We start from the raw sequence: 24,752 nt of genomic DNA on the forward strand, positions 1-24,752 counted from the left end.
AAGGAACACATGGTTATGAACAGATTGAACCAGCAAATAGCGGCGGTCATCGCCGCGCTCCTGTTCGTTATGAGCGTTCAAGCCTCTGCATTTGCGAATGGCGCAGAAGCCGCAAATACACCTGTAGCTGTACCGTATGCCTTGCCATTAAACGATATGGATTCAGCCACCAACTCAACCGGCGATACGATTGGCACGGCTGGCGTGGCCCTGATTGCCAATGCAGACCCGGCATATATCAAGGAGGGCGTGGGCTCCAAGAAGTGGCTTCTGGCCATCAATACGGATGCAACCCATCCTGAAGCTTATATTGCAGGGGCGGCGCTCATCTATCCGAAGTTGGCACCAAACGTTGATCTTAGCGGTTACAGCAAGCTTAAATTCTGGGCATATAACGTCAAGGCCCGTACGGGCGATCAGGCGGATAAGCCAATTCAGCTCCGATTCTTCATGAAGGGAGATAGCGAGTATTATTATTACCGGCTTCCGTTGAACTGGACGGGCTGGCAAGAGATTGAAATTCCCCTGGATGTAGTGAAGACGCAGAAGAGTTCGGCGAGCGTCAAGGCGTGGGGAGCGCTGGACTATGTCCGCTTCGATCAGGCCGGGGTTGCAGGTACTACGCTAGACCCTGAGTTAATGATGTACCTGGATGATTTCCAGCTAACAGGAGACGGCGATCTATATCCGGTCGCTGCAGACAAGGCCTCCGGCGAATACGTCAATCAAGTCACGGTCACTCTGTCGAGCCAGACGAGACCCTCTTCTCTGACGAAGATTTATTACCAAAGAGAAGGGATCGATACCAGCTATCAGCTCTATACAGGGCCTATCGTATTGAACTCCGATACTATTCTGACTACCAAGACCTCGCTTCAAGGTGTGGATAGTACGGAGTCGACATTCTACTATACCTTTGTTTACCGTGATGTAGTGGAGAGTGTCAGCGCTAGTCCGGCTGCCGGAACTTATGCCGAACCCAAGCAGGTTACGTTAAGCTCGGCTACGGTTGGAGCAGCAGTCTATTATCAAGTCGAAGGAGTAGATACAGCTTATCAGCTTTATACAGAGCCGCTAACTGTGGATAATTCACAGACGATTCTGACCAAGGCAGAGCTGGATGGAAAAAGTAGCGAAGAGATCAGGCATACCTACCATATCGATCATTCCGGAAGCTCCAGTATACCTGTGAGCGACACGGAGACCTTCAGCGGGTGGACCAATACGACGGCCGTATCGGAGCCAGCGGTGCTAGGGAGCTTTGCCGGTCAGTGGCAAGATCCGACCTTACCCATTGATATTACGGATATTACCGGAGCCCCCTGGACCAGTAATGACCAGATTGAATTCTGGCTGTATTCCGAGACGGCCTCAAATAACAAAATCTACTTTATCATGTACGCGCCGGATGACAGTATTCCAGGTAACGAATATTTTATGAGCTCTTTTTTCGTAGATTGGCAAGGTTGGAAGAAGATCGAACTGCCTTTCCATCAATTTTTGAATTCCAACGGAGGTGCTGATTTGGAGAAGATCCAGAAGTTGATTATCCACCCCCGTTGGTATAATTCAGACCCTGCGCCAGATCCAGACGATAAGCTATACTTCGACGGTCTGGCGTTAACCAAAAATTCCATCGAGCCGTCCATCCGTTCAATCGACAAGAGGGTGATCTCGGACAGCGTGGTTCAATATCCCCTCTCTCTCAAAAATATAGGCGGTTCAGACACCGCTTATGAACTTGCGCTAGGCACGGCATTTGGGCCGGGCTACGAGGTGAGCTTTCCGACTGTAACGCCTGTGGTGGCGGTAGGAGCCGAGACGGAGGTTACCGTCCAGGTGACGGTACCTGCATCTGCCGAGGCCGGTGAGATGCGGCGGGGAGTGCTGAATGTCCGTCCGCTGCAAGGCGGCAAGGCAACGACCATTGAGTTAAATCTAACAGTAGGGGTGCCTCGAATAATGATGAAGCAGCATCCATATGTCATGGTCTCTCAGGAGCAGCTAAATGAGGCCAGAACCAAGATAGCCACCTACGATTGGGCGAATGATTATGTAGACGCCATTCGTCTTAAGGCAGATGAATGGGTGAACAAACCGATGCACTATCCGGCCAAGCCAGCCGGGGAAAGTACGTTGTATGTATGCGGAGATACTCCATTAATATTTAACTATGACAAGCCACATGAGCATTTATGCCCGGTAGACGGGGAGTGGCATACCGGTGATGATCTGGACGCGGGGTGGAGGTTCACTGCCCATACGGTGAACATTGAAGCTGCTCGTAATCTCTCGCTGGTCTACGCTCTGACGGGAGAAGAGAAATACGCGGCGAAGGCCAAGGAGATTCTGGTGAATTATGCAGCCTTATATCCGAGTTATCCGCTACAGCCGTTAAATGGCAAAATTTATTATCAATCACTGGATGAAGCCGTGCAGATTATCTCTCTTGTACATGCCTATGACCTGATTGAGCCCAGTGGCTTACTCAGCGATGCCGAGAAGTATGACATAGAACAGAACTTATTGCTGGCCTCTGCCAAGACCTTGCAAATCTATGATACTGGCAAATCCAATTGGCAGACCTGGCATAACGCGGCGATCGGCTCGATTGGAGCGCTGTTGGAGGATGAGGACCTGATTGAATTCTCAGTGAATGGGCGTAGCGGGTTCAACTTCCAGATGGAGCATAGCGTACTGTCCGATGGATTCTGGTATGAGGGAGCGATTGGCTACCATTTCTATGCCCAATCTGCCTTGTATCATCATGCACAGGCTCTGCAAGGCACGGAATACGACTTGTTTGCTAGTCCAAACTTCAAGAAAATGTATGATGTTACGCTTCAATATGCATTTCCCGACCTGGGAATTATCAACGGTAACGATTCGGGGAAATACCCGACCAGCCTGGCAGCGCCGGGCCGAGTGGTACCGATGGATTATGAAGCTGTATTTGCTCACTATGCCGACCCATCCTATGGGGCATTGCTCCATAAGCTGTATACGGATAACCAAAGGGTGCGGGGCGGCTTTGTGGTGCCGGGTAACACCTCTTCCGGAATTGCGGGCGAGCAGGCCGTATTTTATGGCAATCCCGTCATTCCGGGTGATGCCTCTCTGCCTTCAAGCAGTATGAACTTTACAGGCATAGGTCATTCGGTGCTGCGTGCTGGCGAGGGTGATGATCAGTTGTATGCTCTAATGGATTATGGGTTGCACGGAGGTTATCACGGCCATCCCGACAAGCTGCATCTGGAGATTTTCGGTAAGGGAGAGCGCTTGGCACCCGATCTTGGCATCCCCCCTTACAGCAATTCGATGTATGAATCTTATTATAAGAAGTCCTTTGCTCATAATACGGTTCTGATTGATGGGGACACTCAACAGATCCCTAGTGAGAACAATGTTGAGATTTATGAACCTACCAAGCTATTCTTGCAATCTGCGCCAATTCAGCTCATGACCAACACATCCACCAAGGCCTATGCCGGGTTAGACCGGTATGAGCGAACGGTTGCCGTTACGCAGGACTACTTGATTGATCTGTTCAGTGTGAATTCACAGACAGAACGTCAGTATGACTGGATTCTTCACGGAATGGGTGCATTTGTACCGGGATCGGAGATGGAGCCTTATGAAGGGCCTCTTGGGACCAAGGATGCTTATCCCTTCTTCCGTAACGGCAACGTGCAACAGGTATCCGGTGCATGGGAAGGGGTGTGGAGCACGCCTGCGGGCAACGGATTGAAGCTGTTTAGTCTGACGAGTTCTCCTACGGAGGGTTCACAAATGATTGTCGGAGAGGCGCCAGGGCCCGGTAACTTTACGGACGTCTATACGCCAACGCTTATTCACCGCATACAAGCGCAAAATGTACAGTTCGTCAGCGTGCTTGAGCCCTATCGTGGCTCCAGCCAAATTGAAGCTGTACGCAAGACGGAGGCAGATCAGATTGAAGTGAAGCTTCTGAATGGGCAGACTCAGGTCTTCTATTATAAGAAAGAGGCAGAGACTGCCGGAAGTCTGCAATACTACTTCACCGATGGTCAGGGCTATACCGCAGAGGATATCCAGCTTGCAGTCAGTTTTGAGAACGGTGAGCTTACCATTAACGCCGTGCAGCCTGAAGGTTTGGATAGCATAACTGCTGTAGTATATGCTCCTGCTGCGACCACGGTTCAATGGAACGGAGTAGCGGTAGATTTCACAGAGGATAACGGCTTTGTGATGGTTAGTCTGCCACTGTAAAATGATAATGTATCTGAAAGAATACTAAAATTATGGAGAAACTCACATCTTTAAAATGATGGGTTTCTCTTTTTAATAGGAATACTTTGGAATTTATGATACTATTTAGGATGTCGAAAGGAGGGGGATATTGCCGAATCTGTCCGATGCAAGTCGGATTTAGGGGATTTTACACGTTTCTCTATAGTACAGGTTCTTATACATAGCGCATGGAAGGCAAGAGCTGTCCTTTCCGTAAATAACGGTGTTTATGCTTGGTAACTTACTTAGAAGAAACGAATATACAACAGGTCCCTGTTGATTTTGACTATGGAGGTGTTGTTAACCCCACGCAGGGTGGGCTAGCTTGATAGATTTCACAACCCATTTGTAGGAGGAATATTGATGAGCAAGCTTAGTACCAAAATGATGAGTATGATCTTTGTCTGTTCCCTGGTATTTTCCCTGTTAATAGGCGTGGTGCCGAACAATATCATTTATGCGAATGGTCTTGTACTGATGGAGGAAGGAGGATGGAACGAGACGGCGTATGTAACGTGGACACCGGAGCGGGATGCGGAGGGATATAACGTATATGTTAAGTCCTTAAGCACGCCAGATTCTTCTTATCAGCAATTGGATAATGAATTAATCCGCAAATATCCGTCCTACTGGAGAGCAGATGCGGTAGGTCTGGCTGCCGGAGAGTATGTTATGAAGGTAGAGGCCAGATTGCCTGACGGCTCGACGTCCAGTGCGGTATCTGCTCCGATATCGGTGGCTGCTCATGATCGCTCGGGGTTTGCCTTCTCTTCCAGCTCTGTGTTTGGCACGGGGTCAGGGGCTTATAACGATAACGGAACATTGAAGGCAGGAGCTCAGGTTCTGTACGTTACTTCGAATACAGCGCAAACCGTAAGCCTGGATGTCATCACGAACAGCTCTGGACGTACGCAAACGGCTGTGGGCTTGGGGGCAATTCTCAATTTGCGGCAAAAGGGTTATGACACAACGCCTCTGGCAATCCGTTTTATCGGTAAGGTTACGAAGGAGGACATGCTGGGTGAACTGAATAGCAGTGGCTACCTTCAGGTCAAGGGTAAGAAAGACTACACGGAAATGAACATTACCCTGGAGGGAATTGGGAACGATGCCTATGCCTATGGATGGGGATTGCTCCTGAGATATGTGGGGAATGTCGAGGTAAGAAACCTGGGATTCATGTTGTTCCCCGACGACGGAATCTCCATGGATACCGGGAATGCTAATGTCTGGGTGCATCACAATGATATCTTCTACGGAACGGCAGGAGGAGATGCAGACCAGGCCAAGGGGGACGGCTCCACAGACCTCAAGAAGGGTTCATCTTATATTACGATCTCGTACAACCACTATTGGGATTCGGGCAAAGCTGCCTTGGTTGGCTTAAGCGAACCTTCCGAGTTCTTCGTTACTTTCCATCATAACTGGTTCGACCATTCGGACTCCCGTCATCCGCGTATCCGGGTGGCTTCCGTACACGTGTATAACAACTATTACGACGGTGTCTCCAAATACGGTGTTGGGGTAACGATGGGGGCTTCTGCTTTTGTTGAAGCCAATGTGTTCAGACACACCAAGTACCCAATGTTAAGCTCGCTGCAAGGTACGGATGCTCAGGGGAATGGCATTTTCTCTGGGGAAAAGGGGGGCATCATCAAAGCCTACGATAATATCGTCATTGATGCGGCCAGCCTGATTTATGCGAATACGGATCAAGGTACGGCTTCGGCCCATGCCACTTCCTTTGATGCTTATCTGGCTTCGTCGCGCGAGGAGCTTGTCCCAGGCTCTTATCAGGCCTTAAAGGGCGGAACGGCCTATAATAATTTCGATACGCGAGTTGATATGGGAGCATCCATCGCCGATATAGATGACGTTAATAATGTGGAATATGTAGTCACGGCCGAGGCGGGAAGACTGGATCGTGGCGATTTTACCTGGACATTCGATAATTCTGTCGACGACAAGTCTTACAGCATCAACTCGGCTCTGATGGCCAAGGTGAGAAGCTACACCACGCAGCTTGTTGCTGTGGGCGGCAACTCCAGCGTGACCAATCCAACACCAGAGCCCGAACCAACGCCCGAGCCTGAGCCGACTCCAGAGCCAACACCGGAACCGGAACCCGTGCCGCAACCGGAACCAACACCGGAACCAACACCAGAGCCGGAGCCAGCACCCGAACCGGGGCCGGTTGCCGGAGCGCAGATTCACAACTTTACCTTGGACGGGATGGAGAGTGAATTCTTTGCAATCAAGGGGAATCTCTCTTCCACGAAGGGCACAGTAGAATTTAATGGCCTTCTGCTGGACCAATGTCTCAAAGTCGAGACCTCCACTCGCATCGAGTTCACCAGCACGGAGGAAGCTACCTTAACGCTGGTGACGAATGCAGCCAAAGGCAAGAAGATCGAGGTTGATGGAATTAGCTATACCCTAACGAATGGGGTAGTCAGCGTACCACTGGCTCCTGGGGAGCATACCATCTCAAAGGATAATCCTGTGAACCTCTATTATATGGAGTTGAAATAGGGGATAGGTTAGCACATCCGGTACGAGCTAGAGTGATTGAGACATAATGCGAATTACAAAACGGCACGGGAATTATCCCTGTGCCGTTTTGTTGTATGCTAATGGAGGTGGCATATTCTATGAAGAAGACAAGCTACGCAGTTCCTGAGCGTAGAATACGAAATCTTCGTCTCTCACTATAAATAGCTCAGCTAGCAAGGTACATTGCTTCTGTTGGGGCGCTGTTAATTTTCCTGCAAAATGTAGGGCTTCAATGTAACAGGAAGCCAAGTGGTGTTGGTCGATTACCCAGTCTTCCAATTCAGCTAATTTGTCCAAACGCTGTAGACATTCGACAGCCAAGTTGTTTCCGTGATGTGACATGAATTTAAATAAATCATATTCCGAAGGATTGAACGGCCAGGAATTTATAAAAATATCGTGTAGATCATCTAAAAGCTCACCTGCTGTAAGGTGGGATTTCTGTTGTGTCCATTCTTGAAATCGAATAAGTTCATCCTGCGCCTCTGGGAAAGTTTCATACAAAATATCTTGGGAGATCGTTTCAGGCATAGTAAGTCTAAAATCCGAGTATTCTGTAGAAGCAAATGCTATAAAATTATGAGTTCGATTTAGTGGGGCGAATGCATTTAATGCGACTAATTTTTTTACAGCTTTTAGAATAAGGACGTAATATCCGGTATCAATAACCCCAGCTTCAAAGGCTATAATGGGGCGGTCGGAAGGTTGTAGAGGTTCTTCGTCTCGCTCCAAGGCGGGAGTGTCACACAAGCTCTCGAACTGAGCAATTAATTTGCTGGCCCGCCCCATATGCTTATTCCAGAATTGATAGTGGAAATCCCCAAGATTATATTGTAAATCTTCGGCAGGGGCTAGATCCTCTACTTGTAGTGTATGCTTTGACCTGGATTCTCTGGACTTTTGGACAGTATTCATATAGATGATAATTGATTTGTAATGGTCGACATATAAGCTCCACACATAAACTTCCCGATTGTCCGGTGTCTGCGCGAAGGCAGAGATAACCTCTTGGCAACCATCTACCAGTGCATCGACAAAATCATCGGCATAAATGCATTGAATCTGTTCGGGCAGATCAGGATTATATCTGAAAATATCGTCTTCACACAGAATATAATATCCTTCTTTATGTATTGGCGTTTCTTCTTTAAGCAACCTGCCTAGCATCGAGGACCAAGTATTCATCTTAAAAACTCCTTGCAGAATTATATTTAGTTAGATACCTTAAATCTTTCTGTATCAACATTTAATTTTCCTGCTATCCCCTAAATAAGAAAAAAACACCTTCAAAAGGTGTTTTTAAAAATCTTTCTCCAAGCCAGCCTTCTCCTTCAACAAATCCCTGATCTCTGTCAGCAAAACCTCTTCCTTGCTCGGAGCGGGCGGGGCAGCGGGCTTCTTCTCTTCCGCGTGCTTGAAGCGGCTGATCAGCTTGACGAACAGGAAGATGGACAGGGCAATAATGAAGAAATCAAGGACCGTTTGCAGGAAGTTACCGTAATTCAGTACGGCATCCCCATATGTAAACTGAAGTCCGCCCAAATTAACGCCGCCCAGCAGCAAGCCGATAATCGGGGTAATCAAATCCTCAACCACCGAGGTGACAATCTTCCCGAAGGCGGCACCGATGATAACCCCTATGGCGAGGTCGAGAACGTTGCCCTTGAGCGCAAAGGCTTTAAACTCTTTCCACATGATAACTCTCCTTCGTGTAGGGGGCTTAAGCAGCCGTAGCCGGGCTCCCTCTATTTTGTAAAATTATATAGCAGAGCAGGACAAGCTTCAAGTTGCAAAGCAATATAGGTTATGATGGAAAGGAATATAGCCCGACCATGAAACCTAAGAGGCAGGGAGAATCGCGATGAAATACGATTGCTTGATCGTGGACGATGAGGAAGTGCTCGCAGAGACCACGAATGAATATTTGAATATGTTTGATGTGCGGTCCGCCTATGTCACCAGTAGAGAGGCCTGCCTGGCTTTTCTACGTGAGCATGAAGCCTCGTTGATCCTGCTGGATATTAATTTGGGAGACGCCTCGGGCTTTGAATTGTGCAAAAAGCTGCGCCAAACCACGGATATCCCCATCTTGTTCATTAGCGCCAGATCCAGTGATGACGACATCCTCATTGCGCTGAATATCGGCGGAGACGATTATATTCAGAAGCCGTACACCCTAAGTGTGTTGCTGGCCAAGGTGAAGGCCGTCCTTAAGCGTTATGGTGGAAGCCAGACAGAAACCCTGGAATTCGGCAATGTGTTCATCGACGTCCATCGGGGATACGCGACCGTTCGAGGTCAGGAAATCAAGCTAAAGACCATGGAATTCAAGCTTCTATGCTATCTGGCACGCAACAAGAACCGGGTAATCCCCAAGGAAGAACTGTTCCGCAGCGTGTGGGAGGACTCTTTTACCGGGGATGGAACTTTGAATGTACATATTCGGCATTTGCGGGAGAAGATTGAGGCCCAGCCGCACCAACCTCAGTACATCCAAACAGTTTGGGGAATCGGATATAAGCTGGAGGACCTTGGTTGATGAAATGGAAAACTTTAATGGTCATGCTGCTGCTTATTATGATCTTAGGTACGGTGGCGGTAGGAGTACAGTTGCAGACCCCGCTCCGGACGGAAGTGGATACCGTCGCGTTGAACGAGCTTATTCATACAGCCCGAGCTAACTGGCCTGCTGTGCATGAGGGAGATTACGAAGCCATCGCCTATCCGTTTGCCATTCTGGACGCTTCCGGCAGCCTGTTGATGGAATCGGAGAAGGGGCTATATACAAGCCGGGAGGCTGCTTTTCGTCAGAGAATGCCGATAGCCGACATTAGCGTGAGTGATGAGCGGGTAGGGCAAGTCATTATGTACAACGATGTGCAAGAGGGAATCCGTAGCATCCAGCAGCGGTTAGCTGGTTTTACCGGGATATTCGGGTTAGCGATAGCCCTGATCGGTGGATGTTACCTGCTTGTTCTCTATAGGACGGTCATTCGGCCGTTCCAACAGTTACAGAGCTTTGCGCGCAGTATAGCCCGCGGCCAATTGGACACCCCATTGCAGATGAAGCGGGATAATTGGTTTGGGGCTTTTACAGAGAGCTTTGATCTGCTACGGGAGGAACTGGCTACCGCCAAACAAGGCGAATACGAGGCTAATCGTAGCAAGAAGGAACTGGTGGCTACGCTCAGTCATGATATTAAGACGCCGATTGCTTCTATTAAAGCCATCAGCGAATTGCTGCTTCTGCGGCTAACGGAAGAGAAGACGGTGAAGCAAGTCAGCACAATCCATGCCAAGGCGGAACAGATTAATGTCCTGATTACGGACATGTTCCATGCTACCCTGGAGGAATTGAGCGAGCTTAGGGTTGAGCCGGTGGAAGCCTACAGCACCGTACTGCAAGGCATGATCGCTGATGCCAACATTGACGAACGGATAAGTAGCGACCCCATTCCCCGTAGTATGCTGCTAGTAGATAGGGTTCGGCTTCAGCAGGTGCTGGACAATGTAATCAGCAATTCCTTGAAGTATGCCGGAACCTCCATTCACGTTCACAGTGAGCTGCTGCCAGACTATCTCAGGCTGCAAATCGACGACTACGGTCCTGGTGTTCCTGCGGAAGAGCTCCCGCTGCTAACGAATAAATATTATCGTGGACAGCAAGCTGCCGGGCGCAGTGGTGCCGGACTTGGCTTATACATATCCCGCTATCTCATGGAGCAGATGGGTGGAGCCCTGGAATGTAAGAACCGGGAGGATGGGTTTTCAGTCATTTTGCAAATTCCGCTAGCTTCCCGAATCGAATTAAGAAATGGTTAAGGAATGCGCAAAGATCGGCTAAGAATTGCCCCATTATAATCAGGGTATGGTAACACAACATCCCGAACGGAGGGCATATGATGGGAAATTCGATACTAAGAACAGATAAATTGTGCAAGAGCTTCTCCAGCAGTGGAGTGCAACAGCATGTGCTGAAGAATCTGGATTTGGAAATACAAGCCGGGGACTTCACGGTCATTATGGGCAGCTCGGGCTCTGGCAAGTCAACACTACTCTACACGTTATCCGGTATGGATAAGCCGACGATGGGCGACATTTATTTCGGAGAACGTTCTTTATCCGGCTTAAGCAACGATCAACTGGCTGTATTCAGAAGGCAACATTGCGGGTTTGTCTTTCAGCAGATTCACCTCTTGGACAACATGAGTGTGCTGGATAACGTACTGGCCGGGGGATTGCTGGTCAGCAAGAATAAGCGTAGCGTGGCCGCTGAGGCGCGAAAGCTGTTGGCTCAGGTAGGATTGCCGGCAACCGCATGGGGCAAATTTCCCTCACAAATCTCCGGGGGAGAGGCGCAGCGGGCTGCGATTGCACGGGCGCTCATTAATCGGCCCCAGATCGTATTTGCCGATGAACCCACAGGGGCGTTGAATTCAGCGACAAGCACGCTGGTCCTGGACGTACTGACAGAGGTGCATCAGAGTGGCCAAAGCCTGATCATGGTCACCCATGATATTAAGTCTGCGCTTCGGGGGAACCGGGTAATTTACCTGTGCGATGGTATTATTTGCGGGGATTTACGTCTGGAGCCGTATGCCACTGATGAACTGACGGCCAGAAATGAGAAGCTGAAAGCTTTTCTTTCCGAGATGGGGTGGTAACGAGTGCATGTACTCAAGCTGGTTATCGCCAATATTCGTAAGGGTAAGAGTGCCGCTTCTTCGCTGGCTTTGCTGATTCTGATCTCAGCAGTGCTGCTGAACGTGGGGCTCACCATCATGTTCAGCATCCAGACCTTCTATGATGAGAAGGTGGAGGAATTGCAGGAAGCCCACGCGGCTATCATTATGAAGCAAGATAGCCATGTAGCAGAGCCGTTGAATTTCTTGCAGGGCTATCCGGGCATAGAGGGGGCCTTGCAGGAGGACGTTTTGCTGCTGCCTTCGGCTCAGTTCCAGTACAGCACCAGCGAGATGACTTCGGATGTTGCGCTGCTGAATGCCGAACTGGATAGGGATTTTCCAAGGTTGAAATTTACGGAGCGATTGGACGCTATTTCAGATCAGGATATTTATTTGCCTTACCGCTTCAAGTTGGGTGCGGGTTACAAGCTGGGGGACACCTTCGAGTTCAGCTACGCTGACCAGACCTATAGCTACCGGATTGCCGGATTTTTCGAATCGGCTCTGCTCGGCAATATTGATGTAGGCTTGATTAAGTTCATGCTTCCCGATGCAGCTTATGATTCATTGGAGCAAAAGCTGGGCGCAGAGGCGCAGGCCTCGTTGTTATCGGTTCGTCTGGAGCACAGTGCTGATTCGCCGAAGTTGATTGAGGCGTATTCCAAGCAGTTCGAGACAGGAGCCAGCCGGGGCGGGGAATTATATTGGAGTGGCGATGTGGTGATGGTGAAGTCAGCCAATACGATGACCATCAATATCGTGGCAATGATCCTGGTTGCTTTTGCCGCCATTGTTGTCTTGGTTTCCTTGATCGTGATTCATTTCCGCATTGCTAACAGCATTGAGGATGGGATTGTGAATATTGGTATATTAAAATCGCTCGGGTATACCAGCCGGGAAATTCGCGGATCGATGCTCGTCCAGTTTGCTGGTATTGCCTTGCTATCGAGCCTGTTAGGGATCGTGTTGTCTTATTGGATCATGCCGGTATTTGGCGGTATTATTTCCTCTTTGGCGGGACTGCTTTGGACGATGCAGGTGGACGTGGGACTACATGCTTTTAGTATCCTGTTGATTTTGGTGACGGTCCTGGCGGTAACCCTGTGGAGCTCTCGGCGTATTCATTTTCTCCAGCCGGTTGAAGCGTTGCGCGGTGGCCTGGCTGCTCATAGCTTCCGCAAGAACTTCGTTCCACTGGATAAGTCGAGTGGGGGGCTCACATGGATGCTGGCCTGGAAAGCGGTGTTGGGTAGCCTGAAGCAAAACCTGCTGATTGCCTGCATTATTGCGGCGGTTACTTTTGCCTCCGTCTTTGCGGTGGTCCTGTATTACAATGTGGGGGCAGACAGAACGACCTTTATTCAACTGGTGGGTTCAGAGACTGCGGAGGTAGTTGCCATCACGAAGCCAGGCACCGATAGTGCTGAATTCATCAAAGAGGTCGAGGCGATGGAAGGCGTCGTCAAGGCTACGATCTTGGATGTAACGATGATGGAGATTGAAGGCAACCGCTACTACACGCAAGTAACTGAGGATTTCAGTCGCCTGGAGAACAATACGGTTTATGAAGGGCGTTATCCGAAATACAATAATGAAATTGTCATTTCCGGTGCCATTTCCAAGGAAATTGGCAAAGGCATAGGTGACACAGTGAGCGTAACTGTGCAAGGAGAGACAAAAACCTATTTGGTGACGGGGTTAAGCCAATCGATTAATTTCCTGGGCTTAGTCGCATCCATCACCAAGGAAGGCATCGAGCAATTGGCTCCGGACTATGAGAGCAGCGTGTTCAATATTTATCTGGACCAGATATCGACAGTGAACTTTATCAAGCAGCTTAATGCCCAATGGGGAGAGCGTTTGGATTCGGTGACTGACCTGGAGGAAGTATTCAACAGCCAGAGCAGCATCTATATCACGGCTTTGTTCTCCGTCATGGTGCTGATTTTGACCATTACCTCGGTTGTCGTTATATTGATTCTGTATCTCGTCATCAAGACGATGATTCTTAAGCGCCGCAGGGAGCTTGGCATCTATAAAGCCATTGGCTATACGACGCTACAACTGACGAACCAGATCGCACTAAGCTTCGTCCCTGTCGTTGTGACCGGTATTCTCGCCGGCAGCGTGATAGGCTACATCTTCACGAACCCCTTGCTAGCCTTCCTGCTATCAAGTGCGGGCATCTTCAATGTTGACTTTAATGTTCCATTGGCGGGGATCATCATCCTGGGTCTGGGCATCACCGCCCTCTCCTATGCTGTCTCGCTTCTCGTCTCTTCCCGAATCCGGCATATCAGCACGTATGAGTTGATTACGGAGTAGGGGGGATGAGGTGGGCTGACATGGCGGCCAATCGCCTGTCTATCGTGTGTATCCGTATGAAGGTCGATTTCTCAGCATTGAGGGACGGATTCCATGTCCTCCATTGGCCAGTACGTAGCTTTAAGTGAAACAGCTTATAACCATAGGATCGGCGACCTCTGCATGATGCGGGGGTCGTTTTTTTAACTTTGATCGTTTATTATCTAATCAATTATTAAAATAGTGGGCGAATCAAAGATTGATGATAATGCAGTATAATCAGAGTTAGCGCACGTCACAAATAGAAGTCTATTTACTGAGGGTAGTTATGTTTATTGTAAGAGGAATTGTGTGCCTTGGGGTCGAAAATCTATGGATGATAGTTTGTTCTATTGATACGTATGATATATTTCATCAACTATATGAAGTGCATCTTTAAAGCCCTGTATATAGATATTTATTTCAAGAATCGATTGAAGGGAAAGCTGAGCATCCTCATATAAAAATATTTGATGTTGACTTTCTAGTGGCAGGGCTTGGCGTAGTAATTTAAAATGTTGATTTGTTTCTGCACAGAATTGGCTATAGTGCGCATCTTCTTTTAAAAGTTTACTATACATAAGTTCTAAGCGTTTACGAATCAGAGGTTCAACTATAGTTTTTAATTCATTATTCACACTTTTGACCCCCTCTAATTTAACCTTACGGAGTTATTATATAACCTTATGAGTTTAAATGTAAAGTCAATTTTTAACTTTATAGAGTTAATCGATGCAATCTCAGGGAACTGTATTTTTAAATGATAAACATTATGGAGGTGCAACAATGATTAAATGCTATTTAAGAGAACTTATGGCAGAACATCGAATAGATGATATTACCGAGTTGATGGTCAAATCTGGATTAAGCCGAAATTCAATTAATAAGTTATACAGGGAAACGAATATAGAAACAACTAAGCTGGAGACCCTAATTAAGTTATGCGATACCTTTAATTGCAAGTTATCTGATTTAATTGAATATGTACCGGAAGAGTAGTAGCCGTAATTTATACTGGTGCGAATGTGAAGCGAACACGATTTCCCTGGGAGATTCGCACCAAAATAAGTTACTTTCATTTTAATTTATGTAATTAAAAGGTAATAAAAAGATGATTTCTAGCAGCGATAGGTGAACAGGAGGCTGTTTATGCCTGGAAATATCCTTAATCTGTTAAAAATCGGAGTCGCACCTTACGCAGGTGCGTGGATTGAAATACCATTTCGCAAGTTTGATCATCGTTAAACACCGTCGCACCTTACGCAGGTGCGTGGATTGAAATCCCGCGCCGCAGTTGTAGCAAAAGCTCACAAGCAGTCGCACCTTACGCAGGTGCGTGGATTGAAATCCCACTTGAGGTTAAAGTCATCGGCAATCTGCTTCAGTCGCACCTTACGCAGGTGCGTGGATTGAAATAGCGCATCCTTGACGCCTTTGAGATAATTGTCCACGTCGCACCTTACGCAGGTGCGTGGATTGAAATCATGATGGCTGCTGGTGGAGCTGCCTATGGTGGCGTCGCACCTTACGCAGGTGCGTGGATTGAAATAGTTGATTCCCGAATCAATTTCAATTGGCCTTTAGTCGCACCTTACGCAGGTGCGTGGATTGAAATTTTAGGACATTTCCAATGGGGAGAACCAGCAATGTCGCACCTTACGCAGGTGCGTGGATTGAAATTGCTGACACTAACAAGCAAAACGAACTAATTCAGTCGCACCTTACGCAGGTGCGTGGATTGAAATCATGCTCGGGGCCGTTGCGAGCGCAAGCAGCAGCGAGTCGCACCTTACGCAGGTGCGTGGATTGAAATATATGTCGTTAATAGCTTTTTTCCGAGTTTGAAGTCGCACCTTACGCAGGTGCGTGGATTGAAATATATTGCAGTTCAGTTGCATTGTTATTGATAATCGTCGCACCTTACGCAGGTGCGTGGATTGAAATTAATTTCTAATTACGATTTATCGTATCGCAATTACCGTCGCACCTTACGCAGGTGCGTGGATTGAAATGCAAGCTCGTGGAGCTGGACAAGCAATCGGACACCGAGTCGCACCTTACGCAGGTGCGTGGATTGAAATGGGGTATCCCTACCCATCTTAACCGGAGAATTCGGTCGCACCTTACGCAGGTGCGTGGATTGAAATTTCCACGACTTCATAAACGCTTTGATATCCTCCAAGTCGCACCTTACGCAGGTGCGTGGATTGAAATATAAAGCTGGCCTGGCTAATAGTCCGCTGGCCGCTGGTCGCACCTTACGCAGGTGCGTGGATTGAAATAGGGGCTACCTTGGCCGAGGTTGAATCTCAAATTGGTCGCACCTTACGCAGGTGCGTGGATTGAAATACCGCCCACAGCCAAGGTGTCAAACATCTCATTTGTCGCACCTTACGCAGGTGCGTGGATTGAAATGCAGAGTGAGGAAACCAACCCGGATGATGCTGATATCGTCGCACCTTACGCAGGTGCGTGGATTGAAATAAAATATTGGGACGATCAACTGAAAAGGTTAACGTCGCACCTTACGCAGGTGCGTGGATTGAAATTTGGATGTTTATGTATCACCGGCTCAACGTAGCCGTCGCACCTTACGCAGGTGCGTGGATTGAAATGGGCCATAGCCCGGATGCCGGACACCGATACATCCCGTCGCACCTTACGCAGGTGCGTGGATTGAAATTACAAGTCTATCGACAAAATAAAAGCCCGCTCACCAGTCGCACCTTACGCAGGTGCGTGGATTGAAATAGCTCGGTTAGCCTTGATCGATGGAAAAAGGAAGAAGTCGCACCTTACGCAGGTGCGTGGATTGAAATTGGCAGCACAATGTAATAGGAAGAAACATCCCTGTCGCACCTTATGCAGGTGTGTGGATTGAAATCTCGGCACCCCAATGCTGATCATCAACAATTGGGGTCGCACCTTACACAGGTGTATCAATCAATTTAAGGCATGCACCGCCACCCCTCAAAATTAGTAACGTCAAGCTCCCCTTGGACAGACGTGTCCATCAAAATTTCTTTCTGCAGAAGTATAGAGTCAAGCCCTCCCATCATCGGGAAGGCTTTTTGCTGTTCACATAAAACAACCCCACAAATCATAAAAAATGTTGAATCATGGAAGGGATTGGAGATTTTTCGGAGAAATACATGAATATAAGGAGATAGTTCTCAAGAACTACCCGAAAAGGGTTGGGAGGTCAGGTAGTTGGACTATATTGCACACGTGCGGGAAAGTGATGGGGAGCCACAGCCACTGGAGTATCACTTGCTAGGAGCCATGCGATTGGCTGAGTTCGCCGGGGAGCCACTTGGTATTCGGCATATTACGGGTCTGGCAGGTCTACTTCATGATCTCGGGAAATACGCGTTAGCATTTCAAGACTATTTGCGCGAAGCTGTAGCTCATCCGGAAGCTCCTGCTAAGCGGGGAAGTGTAGATCATTCTACAGCCGGGGGGCGCTTGCTCTATGATCTTTACCATAAGCAGCGGGGGAAAGGGATCTTGGCTGAGATTGTCGGCAACGCCATCATTTCACATCATTCCAGCTTGCACGATTACATTAGCCCAGAACTGGAAACTCCTTATTTACGTAGAGTTCGAGATAAGGAGGATGTTCCTGAATACGAAGCCTGCACCAGACTATTCTTTGAGCGCGTGATGGACCGTGAAGCATTTGAACAATACGTGGAGCAAGCGGTACAAGAGATGAATGCTTATCTCGCCGTTCCGTCCTCTTTCACCATGGAAATGAAATGCCTTTATCTGACCAAATTTGTATTTAGTGCTCTAATCGATGCAGATCGTACGGATACGCGGCGATTTGAGGAGCAAATCACAGAGAACGAAGAGCAAGCCCTCAATACGGAGGAACTGTTCGAGAATTATTACGCTAAATTAATGGATAAGCTGGGGGGATTGGCGGGTCATACTTCTGCTGCCTCCCGAGTTAATCAACTAAGAAGGGAAATGTCGGAACAGTGCGAGCGGGCTGCGTATAAGCCTTCCGGTATTTACACCTTGTCCATCCCTACTGGCGGCGGCAAGACGTTAGCCAGTCTTCGTTATGCACTCAGACATGCGATAGAGCACCATAAGAAGCGCATTATATATGTCCTGCCATACACCACCATCATAGAACAGAACGCTGCGGAGGTACGGGAAATTCTGCAGGACGATGTTCACATTTTGGAGCATCACTCCAATGTGATTGACGAGCTTAATGATGATGAGATGGACGATGGATTGATTCATATTCGGCAAAAATTAAAGCTGGCCAAGGACAATTGGGATTGCCCGATTATCTTTACGACGATGGTGCAATTTCTGAACGTGTTCTACGCCAAAAGCAATCGAAATGTTCGTAGGCTGCACCACCTTGCGGGATCAGTGATTATATTCGACGAGGTGCAGAAGGTTCCGGTGTCCTGTGTCTCTCTATTTAATGAGGCCTTGAACTTTCTGAATGACTATGGACAATCCAGCATGGTGTTATGCACGGCTACCCAGCCTGCTCTGGACATGGTAGAACATGAATTGCATCTACCCCCTAATGCTGAAATGGTCAGCAACCTGGACGATGTGATTAAGGCATTCAAGCGGGTGGAGTTAAGCGATCAGGCGACCTCCAGGGTGTTCACCAATGAGAGCCTGGCCGACTGGGTACTGGATAGGCTGGAAGAGAAGCGGGATATGCTGATTATTTTGAACACGAAGCCTGTAGTTAAGGACTTGTACGAGCGCTTAAAGGGAGTTGAACACGGTGCTGTGGTGTACCACTTAAGCACGTCCATGTGTGCGGCTCATCGTAAGCAGGAATTAGACAAAATCAGAGGGTGCCTGAACAGAAAAGAAAAGATAATCTGCATCAGCACACCGCTCATTGAAGCCGGGGTGGATGTTAGCTTCCAGTGCGTTGTTCGCTCTTTAGCGGGGCTGGATTCTGTGGCGCAGGCGGCAGGGCGCTGTAACCGTCACGGTGAAGAGTCGCTTCAGCAGGTGTACATGATTGATCATGCCGAGGAGAACCTGAAGCATCTTAACGAGATTCGCAAAGGGAAAGACATAACCAAACGAATGCTTACGGACATGTTGCGGGACGAGTCAGCTCACGGCGGCTACCTATTATCGGACAAGGCCATGCGGCTTTACTTCAAGCACTTTTATGCCGAGGTTAAGCCGTTATTGAAATTTGATATTCCAAAGCTAAAGCTGAACATGATGAAACTGCTGTTTGACCCTCCTCTGGAAAATAGATACTTCCAGGACTACTGTCAAAGTTACGCCAAGCAACCGCCGCTTAAGCAGTTTAATAGCCCTCGAACAGCGGCCGATCATTTTCGCGTGATAGAGGATTTGACCACTCCGGTCATTGCTCCTTATGGGGAAGGTGCTCATATTATCGCTGAATTGAACGGAGCAAGCCGCATTGAGGATTTGGGTCGCTTACTGCGCCAGGCACAGCAATATACCGTTAATTTGTTCCCTCATGAGAAAATCAAGCTGGATCAGAATCAAGGACTGGAGGCCTGTCTCGACGGACAAATCCTTGTGCTGCGAGAGGGAGCCTATAATGAAGAGTTTGGACTGGATTTAGAGAATGATAGCTGGGGAAGCGCCTCTATTTTCTAGTCTGCGATTTGGTCACTTAAACTTTTACAACGATTCCATGGGAAAGGAGGTGAATGCTGATGATAAGAAATGCTGTGGAGTTTGCTGTTTACGGTGATTACGCCTTGTTTACAGACCCGTTAACCAAGCTTGGGGGTGAGAAGCTAAGCTATCAGGTGCCCACCTATCAGGCTCTCAAGGGCATCGTGGAGAGCATCTACTGGAAGCCAACGCTGCTGATGGTTGTGGATGAGGTTCGTATCATGAACGCAATTCGGATGGAATCCAAGGGAGTAAGACCTATTGATTATAGTGGTGGCAATACACTGGCTAATTACACTTACCTCAAGGATGTCCATTATCAGGTTAGATGCCACTTTGAGTTTAATCTCAATCGTCCAGATATGGAATTTGATCGCAACGAGCATAAGCACCACAATATCCTCAAGCGAAGCGTCAAAGCAGGGGGGCGGCGGGACATTTTTCTCGGCACCCGCGAGTGTCAGGGTTACGTAGAGCCTTGTGTATTTGGAGAAGGGGATAGCTTCTATGATCAATACGGAGATATTCATCTAGGCACGATGGTACACGGTATTAACTATCCAGATGAGACAGGACGGGATCAGATGGAGGTGCGGCTGTGGCAGCCGGTGATGAAGAATGGAATTATTACGTTTGATCGGCCAGAGAGCTGCACTCAGATACGTGTAATTTCACCAATGAAACCAAAGGTGTTTGACGACAGTAATGTCCAGTCTGCCGAGCAACTACTGGCCGGTTGGGGAGAGGAGGAGGTTCAGTGAGTTGGCTGCTTAACTTATATGAGACCTATGAGTCCAATTTAGATAGGGTAGGCGAGATAGGATTAAGATACAACCGTGAGTATACGCTGCTTCCGGTATCGCATACCACGCAAAATGCCCATATTGAAGTGCTTGTAACTGAGGCAGGAGAGTTTCACTCAGCAAAGGTAATCGACAAGAGTGAAGCCAGTACCCTGATTCCATGTACAGAGAAATCGGCCAGTCGGGCGGGTTCCGTCATCGCCCCTTACCCGCTGCATGACAAGTTAAGCTATGTCGCAGGGGACTATGTCGCTTATGGCGGACAGATTAAAGGAGAAGAGCCCTTCGCAACCTACATACAAGATTTACAGAATTGGGCGGAGTCCACCTATACACATCCCAAGGTAGTGAGCATTTACCGCTATTTGAGGAAAAGAAGGTTAATTCGCGATCTCGTCGAAGTCAGTCGCATTCTGGCTGTGGATGACCAGCAACAACTTATTGACAAATGGGATAACAAATACAGCGATCGATACGCGGTGAAGCCTGAGATATTTAGCGTGATTGCAGGGGATCAGACCAGCGCCTTTGTTCGCTTCACCGTCTATTCGCCGGACGATCGACTTGAAGAGGTCTGGAAGGACGCTGAGGTTCACGCTTCCTTCATCAACTATTATCAAGAGAAGCTGGGAGATGAAGACCTCTGTTATGTGACGGGAGGGCGACTCCCTAGTACCGACAAGCACGCCAATAAGATACGTAATGCGGGTGACAAAGCCAAACTGATCTCAGCCAACGACAAGACAGGCTTTACCTATCGTGGTCGCTTTACGGATAGTCGCGATGCGGCGAGTATAAGCTACGAGGTTTCACAAAAGGCACATAATGCCTTGAAATGGCTTATTCAGCGTCAGGGGAAGACGATTGATGATCGGGTCTTCCTGGTATGGGGCAACGCTGCCCTGTATATTCCTGATCCTGGCGAGGACACCTATTCGCTTAATCCAGAGGTGGTCCTTAAGTCCAATACGTACGAGACGCTGGCTACTGAAGTGGACAAGGCGCTTGATGGGTATAGAAGCAAAATGGTGCAAGGCGAGGTAAGTTCGGCAAGGACAGGCGTGAACATCCTGATCCTCGACTCTGCCACAACTGGACGTATGGCGGTGCTGTATTACCGGAATATGGACAAGGAGCTGTACCTGGATCGGCTTAAGCATTGGCATACAACCTGCGCCTGGCTCCATCGGTATCGGAAAAATGAGCAGGGGGAATTCACGACCTTCTATGGCGCTCCGGCGACACGCGACATTGCCTTCGCAGCCTATGGTCCACGTGCAGGAGACAAAGTGGTAAAGGGCCTCATGGAGCGGATGCTGCCCTGTATCGTTGATGGCTCCAGAGTACCGCTTGATATTATCAGGAGCCTGGTGAACCGGGCCTCTAACCCGGTAGCTTTAGAGCGCTGGGAATGGGAGAAGACGCTTAGTATTACCTGTGCTTTATTAGACAAGCACTTATATGATCGACGGGAGGGAATCGGCATGCCACTAGATGAACAGAACGATGATCGCAGTTATTTATTTGGAAGAATGCTCGCCGTAGCCGATGTGCTGGAGAGACGGGCGTTAGGGAAGGAAGACCGGGCAACGAATGCGATCCGCTATATGAATACATTCTCTCAGCATCCGGAACGTACCTGGAAGGTAATTCAGGCTGCCCTACAGCCTTATCAGGCCCGATTGGGGTGGAAAGCCACCGGTCTGACCAGAATTATGGATGAAATCGCCTTTAAGTTCGATCCGAAGGAGTTCAACAATCAGGCATTAACCGGGAAGTATTTGCTAGGGTTTTACAGTCAAAGACATGCGTTATATCAAAGCAAACAACAGGATAATGCCACTGACACAGATAAATCCCAAGAAGATGAGAACCAATCCAACGAATAAGGAGTGAACGAAAATGAGTAGCTTGGATCATAAAATTGATTTTGCCGTAGTTCTGTCCGTAACGGGTGCTAATCCCAACGGTGACCCACTCAATGGCAATCGTCCACGCCAGAATTATGATGGCTATGGTGAGATTTCAGATGTCGCTATTAAGCGGAAAATTCGTAATCGTCTACAGGATTTGGGAGAAGCCATTTTTGTACAATCCAATGACCGTAAGAATGACGTATATAGTAGTTTGAGAGAACGCGCAGAAGGAAATGCACGGCTTAGTGAAGTAGCCAAGAATAAGAAGGCAACTAGTGATGATTTTGCTGAAATTGCTTGTCAGGAATGGATCGATGTTCGCAGCTTTGGGCAAGTATTTGCCTTTAAGGGAGCAGCAAGTGGTGGCGGTGTGTCTGTCGGGGTAAGAGGTCCTGTCTCAATTCACGCAGCTCGCAGCGTAGCCCCTATTGATATTACGAGTACGCAGATCACCAAGAGTGTCAATTCCGAGCCAGGAGAAAAGCGTAGCTCCGACACCATGGGGATGAAGCACCGGGTAGACTTTGGCGTGTATGTCTTCTACGGAAGTATCAACACACAACTAGCGGAGAAGACCGGATTTAGTAACGAGGATGCGGACAAAATCAAGCAAGCACTCTTAACCTTGTTTGAAAATGATCTGTCTTCAGCTCGTCCAGAAGGTAGCATGGAAGTACGCAAGCTGTATTGGTGGGAGCATAGCTCCAAGCTGGGGCAATATTCTTCGGCTCAAGTACACCGCTCGCTGGCGGTCAGCTCCAAAACGGACGAGCCACAGTCTTTTGACGATTATGTCATTGAATTATCTGAACTTGACGGCCTGAAGGTCGAAGTGTTGGATGGACGGTAATCGGGACGAAGATGAGCTGATGCTGTCAGGCATCCAGCATTTTCAGTTCTGCAAGCGGCAGTGGGCGCTCATTCATATTGAGCAGCAATGGGAAGAGAACGTAGGCACAATCGAAGGACAGTATTTGCACCGGAAGGCGGATCAGCCCTTCGTGCGGGAGAAGCGTGGAGACAAGCTGATCGTTCGGGCATTACCGGTTAAATCTGCCGAACTTGGTATTACGGGAATCTGTGACGTTGTTGAGTTTACACGGGATGACGATGGCGTACAAATCCAGGGTGCGGAAGGCAAATACACGGCTTGTCCTGTTGAATATAAGCGGGGCAAGCCCAAGAAAGATGAAGCTGATATTCTCCAGTTGGCTGCGCAAGCGATATGTCTGGAGGAGATGCTGCTATGTCCGGTTCCCGTAGGCTACATGTTCTACAATGAAATCAAGCGTAGAATTGAAGTGCCACTGACAGCAGAGTTGAAGGATCGGGTTCGCTCTATTTTCGGAGAGATGCGTGAATATTATCACCGAAGACATACGCCGAAGGTGAAGACGGGTGCTTTTTGCGCTAAATGCTCTTTACAATCCGTATGTGTGCCTGAAGTGCTGAATAAACGTTCCGTCAAAAGCTATATCGAAGGGAAAATCAAGGAATGAAAAAGCTGCTAAATACGCTCTTCGTGAATCAACCGGACGTTTATCTGTCTCTGGATGGAGATAACATTGTGCTGCTGAAGGATCAGGAGACGTTGGGCCGTCTTCCGCTTCATAATCTGGAATCTATCGTTGCCTTTGGTTATACAGGTGCCAGCCCTGCATTGATGGGTTATTGTGCTGAACGGAATATATCCATCACATTTATGACCATGAATGGACGGTTCCTGGCCCGCGTCATTGGAGCCAGTCGAGGTAATGTCGTTCTGCGTAAGAAGCAATACGCGATATCGGAGAGTGAGTTGCAGTCGGCCAGGGTGGCTCGTAACTTCATTCTTGGCAAAATATATAATCACAAATGGATGCTAGAACGGATGACGCGCGATTACCCGCTGCGTATTGATGTTGACCAGTTCAAAGAGGCTTCAGCCCAGTTATCTGCTGCGATGGACGCCATTTGGGAATGCGATGATCTGGAACGCTTGCGTGGGCTAGAGGGACAAGCGGCACTTAGCTATAATAAGCTGTGGGATCATATGATTTTGCAGCAAAAAGAAGACTTTCAATTTCACACCCGCTCTCGTCGTCCGCCGCTTGATAAGGTGAACGCTATGCTATCGCTGGCTTATACCTTGCTGGCACATGATATGACCTCTGCCCTGGAAGGGGTTGGGCTGGACGCTTACGTGGGGTTCCTGCATCGTGACCGCCCTGGACGCGCCTCGTTAGCGCTTGATGTGATGGAGGAGTTGCGGGGCATTTATGCGGATCGCTTTGTGTTGTCACTCATCAATAAAAGGGTTGTCAGTGCCAATGATTTCGTTCATAAAGAGAATGGGGCGGTGCTGCTGACGGACGAAGGCCGCAAAACCTTTCTGTCCGCTTGGCAGAACCGCAAGCAAGAGAAGATCAAGCATCCCTATCTCGGTGAAAACATTTCATGGGGCCTGCTCCCGCATGTACAGGCTCTGTTGCTCGCCAGGTATTTGCGCGGTGATCTGGATGAATATCCTCCATTTCTTTGGAAGTAGG

16 protein-coding genes and 1 CRISPR repeat array are annotated in these 24,752 nt (G+C 48.4%); of the genes, 13 read left to right on the plus strand and 3 right to left on the minus strand.

The genetic code is table 11. The annotated features are described in order from the left end of the window. Nucleotides 1–15 precede the first annotated feature (15 nt). Both BN3279_RS02730 and BN3279_RS02735 read left to right on the plus strand, forming a co-directional pair. Complete coding sequence (locus BN3279_RS02730; RefSeq protein WP_187377726.1) at nucleotides 16–4,248, plus strand: heparinase II/III domain-containing protein; 4,233 nt, start codon at nucleotides 16–18, stop codon at nucleotides 4,246–4,248. 384 nt (nucleotides 4,249–4,632) lie between these two features. Beyond that, entirely contained in the window at nucleotides 4,633–6,801 is a 2,169-nt protein-coding gene (locus BN3279_RS02735) for a pectate lyase family protein (protein ID WP_059049125.1), read from the plus strand. Between the two features lie 117 nt (nucleotides 6,802–6,918). On the opposite strand, the gene BN3279_RS02740 is transcribed toward BN3279_RS02735, so the two are convergent. Both BN3279_RS02740 and mscL read right to left on the minus strand, forming a co-directional pair. Further along, on the minus strand, nucleotides 6,919–8,007 hold the full coding sequence (locus BN3279_RS02740) for a DUF4303 domain-containing protein (protein ID WP_059049126.1): 1,089 nt from the start codon (nucleotides 8,005–8,007) through the stop codon (nucleotides 6,919–6,921). A gap of 114 nt (nucleotides 8,008–8,121) precedes the next feature. Beyond that, nucleotides 8,122–8,517: a large conductance mechanosensitive channel protein MscL gene (gene mscL / locus BN3279_RS02745; RefSeq protein WP_059049127.1), complete on the minus strand. Its 396-nt coding sequence runs from the start codon at nucleotides 8,515–8,517 to the stop codon at nucleotides 8,122–8,124. A 166-nt stretch (nucleotides 8,518–8,683) separates the two neighbouring features. On the opposite strand from mscL, the gene BN3279_RS02750 reads away from it, so the two are divergent. The 4 genes from BN3279_RS02750 to BN3279_RS02765 all read left to right on the plus strand — a co-directional run bounded on the left by BN3279_RS02750 (nucleotide 8,684) and on the right by BN3279_RS02765 (nucleotide 13,832). Then, on the plus strand, nucleotides 8,684–9,361 hold the full coding sequence (locus BN3279_RS02750; protein WP_059049128.1) for a response regulator transcription factor: 678 nt from the start codon (nucleotides 8,684–8,686) through the stop codon (nucleotides 9,359–9,361). After that, entirely contained in the window at nucleotides 9,361–10,644 is a 1,284-nt protein-coding gene (locus BN3279_RS02755) for a HAMP domain-containing sensor histidine kinase (RefSeq protein ID WP_059049129.1), read from the plus strand. The genes BN3279_RS02750 and BN3279_RS02755 overlap by 1 nt, the downstream gene beginning before the upstream one ends. Nucleotides 10,645–10,724: 80 nt before the next feature. Further along, on the plus strand, nucleotides 10,725–11,486 hold the full coding sequence (locus tag BN3279_RS02760; protein WP_059049130.1) for an ABC transporter ATP-binding protein: 762 nt from the start codon (nucleotides 10,725–10,727) through the stop codon (nucleotides 11,484–11,486). A gap of 3 nt (nucleotides 11,487–11,489) precedes the next feature. Beyond that, nucleotides 11,490–13,832 (plus strand): ABC transporter permease, encoded by a 2,343-nt coding sequence (locus BN3279_RS02765; RefSeq protein WP_059049131.1) that lies wholly within the window; start codon nucleotides 11,490–11,492, stop codon nucleotides 13,830–13,832. 368 nt (nucleotides 13,833–14,200) lie between these two features. Here the strand turns inward: BN3279_RS02765 and BN3279_RS02770 are convergent, their stop codons facing one another. Further along, nucleotides 14,201–14,488 carry a hypothetical protein gene (locus BN3279_RS02770; RefSeq protein WP_059049132.1) on the minus strand — a complete coding sequence of 96 codons (288 nt, stop codon included), beginning with the start codon at nucleotides 14,486–14,488 and terminating at the stop codon, nucleotides 14,201–14,203. A gap of 148 nt (nucleotides 14,489–14,636) precedes the next feature. Here BN3279_RS02770 and BN3279_RS02775 point away from each other — a divergent pair, with 148 nt between their 5' ends. The 7 genes from BN3279_RS02775 to cas1c all read left to right on the plus strand — a co-directional run bounded on the left by BN3279_RS02775 (nucleotide 14,637) and on the right by cas1c (nucleotide 24,751). Continuing rightward, nucleotides 14,637–14,849 (plus strand): helix-turn-helix domain-containing protein, encoded by a 213-nt coding sequence (locus BN3279_RS02775; RefSeq protein ID WP_059049133.1) that lies wholly within the window; start codon nucleotides 14,637–14,639, stop codon nucleotides 14,847–14,849. A gap of 186 nt (nucleotides 14,850–15,035) precedes the next feature. Continuing rightward, nucleotides 15,036–16,734: a CRISPR direct-repeat array (repeat unit 32 nt; unit sequence GTCGCACCTTACGCAGGTGCGTGGATTGAAAT). Nucleotides 16,735–17,060: 326 nt separating this feature from the next. Continuing rightward, complete coding sequence (locus BN3279_RS02780) at nucleotides 17,061–19,484, plus strand: CRISPR-associated helicase/endonuclease Cas3 (protein WP_059049134.1); 2,424 nt, start codon at nucleotides 17,061–17,063, stop codon at nucleotides 19,482–19,484. Between the two features lie 62 nt (nucleotides 19,485–19,546). After that, nucleotides 19,547–20,266, plus strand: coding sequence for a type I-C CRISPR-associated protein Cas5c (gene cas5c / locus BN3279_RS02785; protein ID WP_059049304.1), 720 nt, complete (start codon nucleotides 19,547–19,549; stop codon nucleotides 20,264–20,266). Continuing rightward, complete coding sequence (gene cas8c, locus BN3279_RS02790; RefSeq protein WP_059049135.1) at nucleotides 20,263–22,197, plus strand: type I-C CRISPR-associated protein Cas8c/Csd1; 1,935 nt, start codon at nucleotides 20,263–20,265, stop codon at nucleotides 22,195–22,197. Before cas5c ends, cas8c begins: the two co-directional genes overlap by 4 nt. Nucleotides 22,198–22,210: 13 nt before the next feature. Further along, a complete protein-coding gene (gene cas7c, locus BN3279_RS02795) occupies nucleotides 22,211–23,074 on the plus strand; it encodes a type I-C CRISPR-associated protein Cas7/Csd2 (protein WP_059049136.1) in 864 nt (287 codons plus the stop codon). Continuing rightward, nucleotides 23,064–23,723 carry a CRISPR-associated protein Cas4 gene (gene cas4, locus BN3279_RS02800; protein WP_059049137.1) on the plus strand — a complete coding sequence of 220 codons (660 nt, stop codon included), beginning with the start codon at nucleotides 23,064–23,066 and terminating at the stop codon, nucleotides 23,721–23,723. The genes cas7c and cas4 overlap by 11 nt, the downstream gene beginning before the upstream one ends. Further along, nucleotides 23,720–24,751, plus strand: a complete 1,032-nt coding sequence (cas1c, locus tag BN3279_RS02805; RefSeq protein WP_059049138.1) for a type I-C CRISPR-associated endonuclease Cas1c — start codon at nucleotides 23,720–23,722, stop codon at nucleotides 24,749–24,751. Before cas4 ends, cas1c begins: the two co-directional genes overlap by 4 nt. Nucleotide 24,752: the final 1 nt, after the last annotated feature.

This window comes from Paenibacillus senegalimassiliensis, from assembly GCF_001486585.1.
GTDB classification, from domain to species: Bacteria; Bacillota; Bacilli; order Paenibacillales; family Paenibacillaceae; genus Fontibacillus; species Fontibacillus senegalimassiliensis.

Coding starts and splice junctions, on each gene's coding strand:
- BN3279_RS02730 (WP_187377726.1), top strand. CDS start 16: ATGAACAGATTGAACCAGCAAATAGCGGCGGTCATCGCCGCGCTCCTG.
- BN3279_RS02775 (WP_059049133.1), top strand. CDS start 14,637: ATGATTAAATGCTATTTAAGAGAACTTATGGCAGAACATCGAATAGAT.
- BN3279_RS02755 (WP_059049129.1), top strand. CDS start 9,361: ATGAAATGGAAAACTTTAATGGTCATGCTGCTGCTTATTATGATCTTA.
- BN3279_RS02750 (WP_059049128.1), top strand. CDS start 8,684: ATGAAATACGATTGCTTGATCGTGGACGATGAGGAAGTGCTCGCAGAG.
- BN3279_RS02740 (WP_059049126.1), bottom strand. CDS start 8,007: ATGAATACTTGGTCCTCGATGCTAGGCAGGTTGCTTAAAGAAGAAACG.
- mscL (WP_059049127.1), bottom strand. CDS start 8,517: ATGTGGAAAGAGTTTAAAGCCTTTGCGCTCAAGGGCAACGTTCTCGAC.
- BN3279_RS02735 (WP_059049125.1), top strand. CDS start 4,633: ATGAGCAAGCTTAGTACCAAAATGATGAGTATGATCTTTGTCTGTTCC.
- cas4 (WP_059049137.1), top strand. CDS start 23,064: ATGGACGGTAATCGGGACGAAGATGAGCTGATGCTGTCAGGCATCCAG.
- cas7c (WP_059049136.1), top strand. CDS start 22,211: ATGAGTAGCTTGGATCATAAAATTGATTTTGCCGTAGTTCTGTCCGTA.
- BN3279_RS02760 (WP_059049130.1), top strand. CDS start 10,725: ATGGGAAATTCGATACTAAGAACAGATAAATTGTGCAAGAGCTTCTCC.
- cas1c (WP_059049138.1), top strand. CDS start 23,720: ATGAAAAAGCTGCTAAATACGCTCTTCGTGAATCAACCGGACGTTTAT.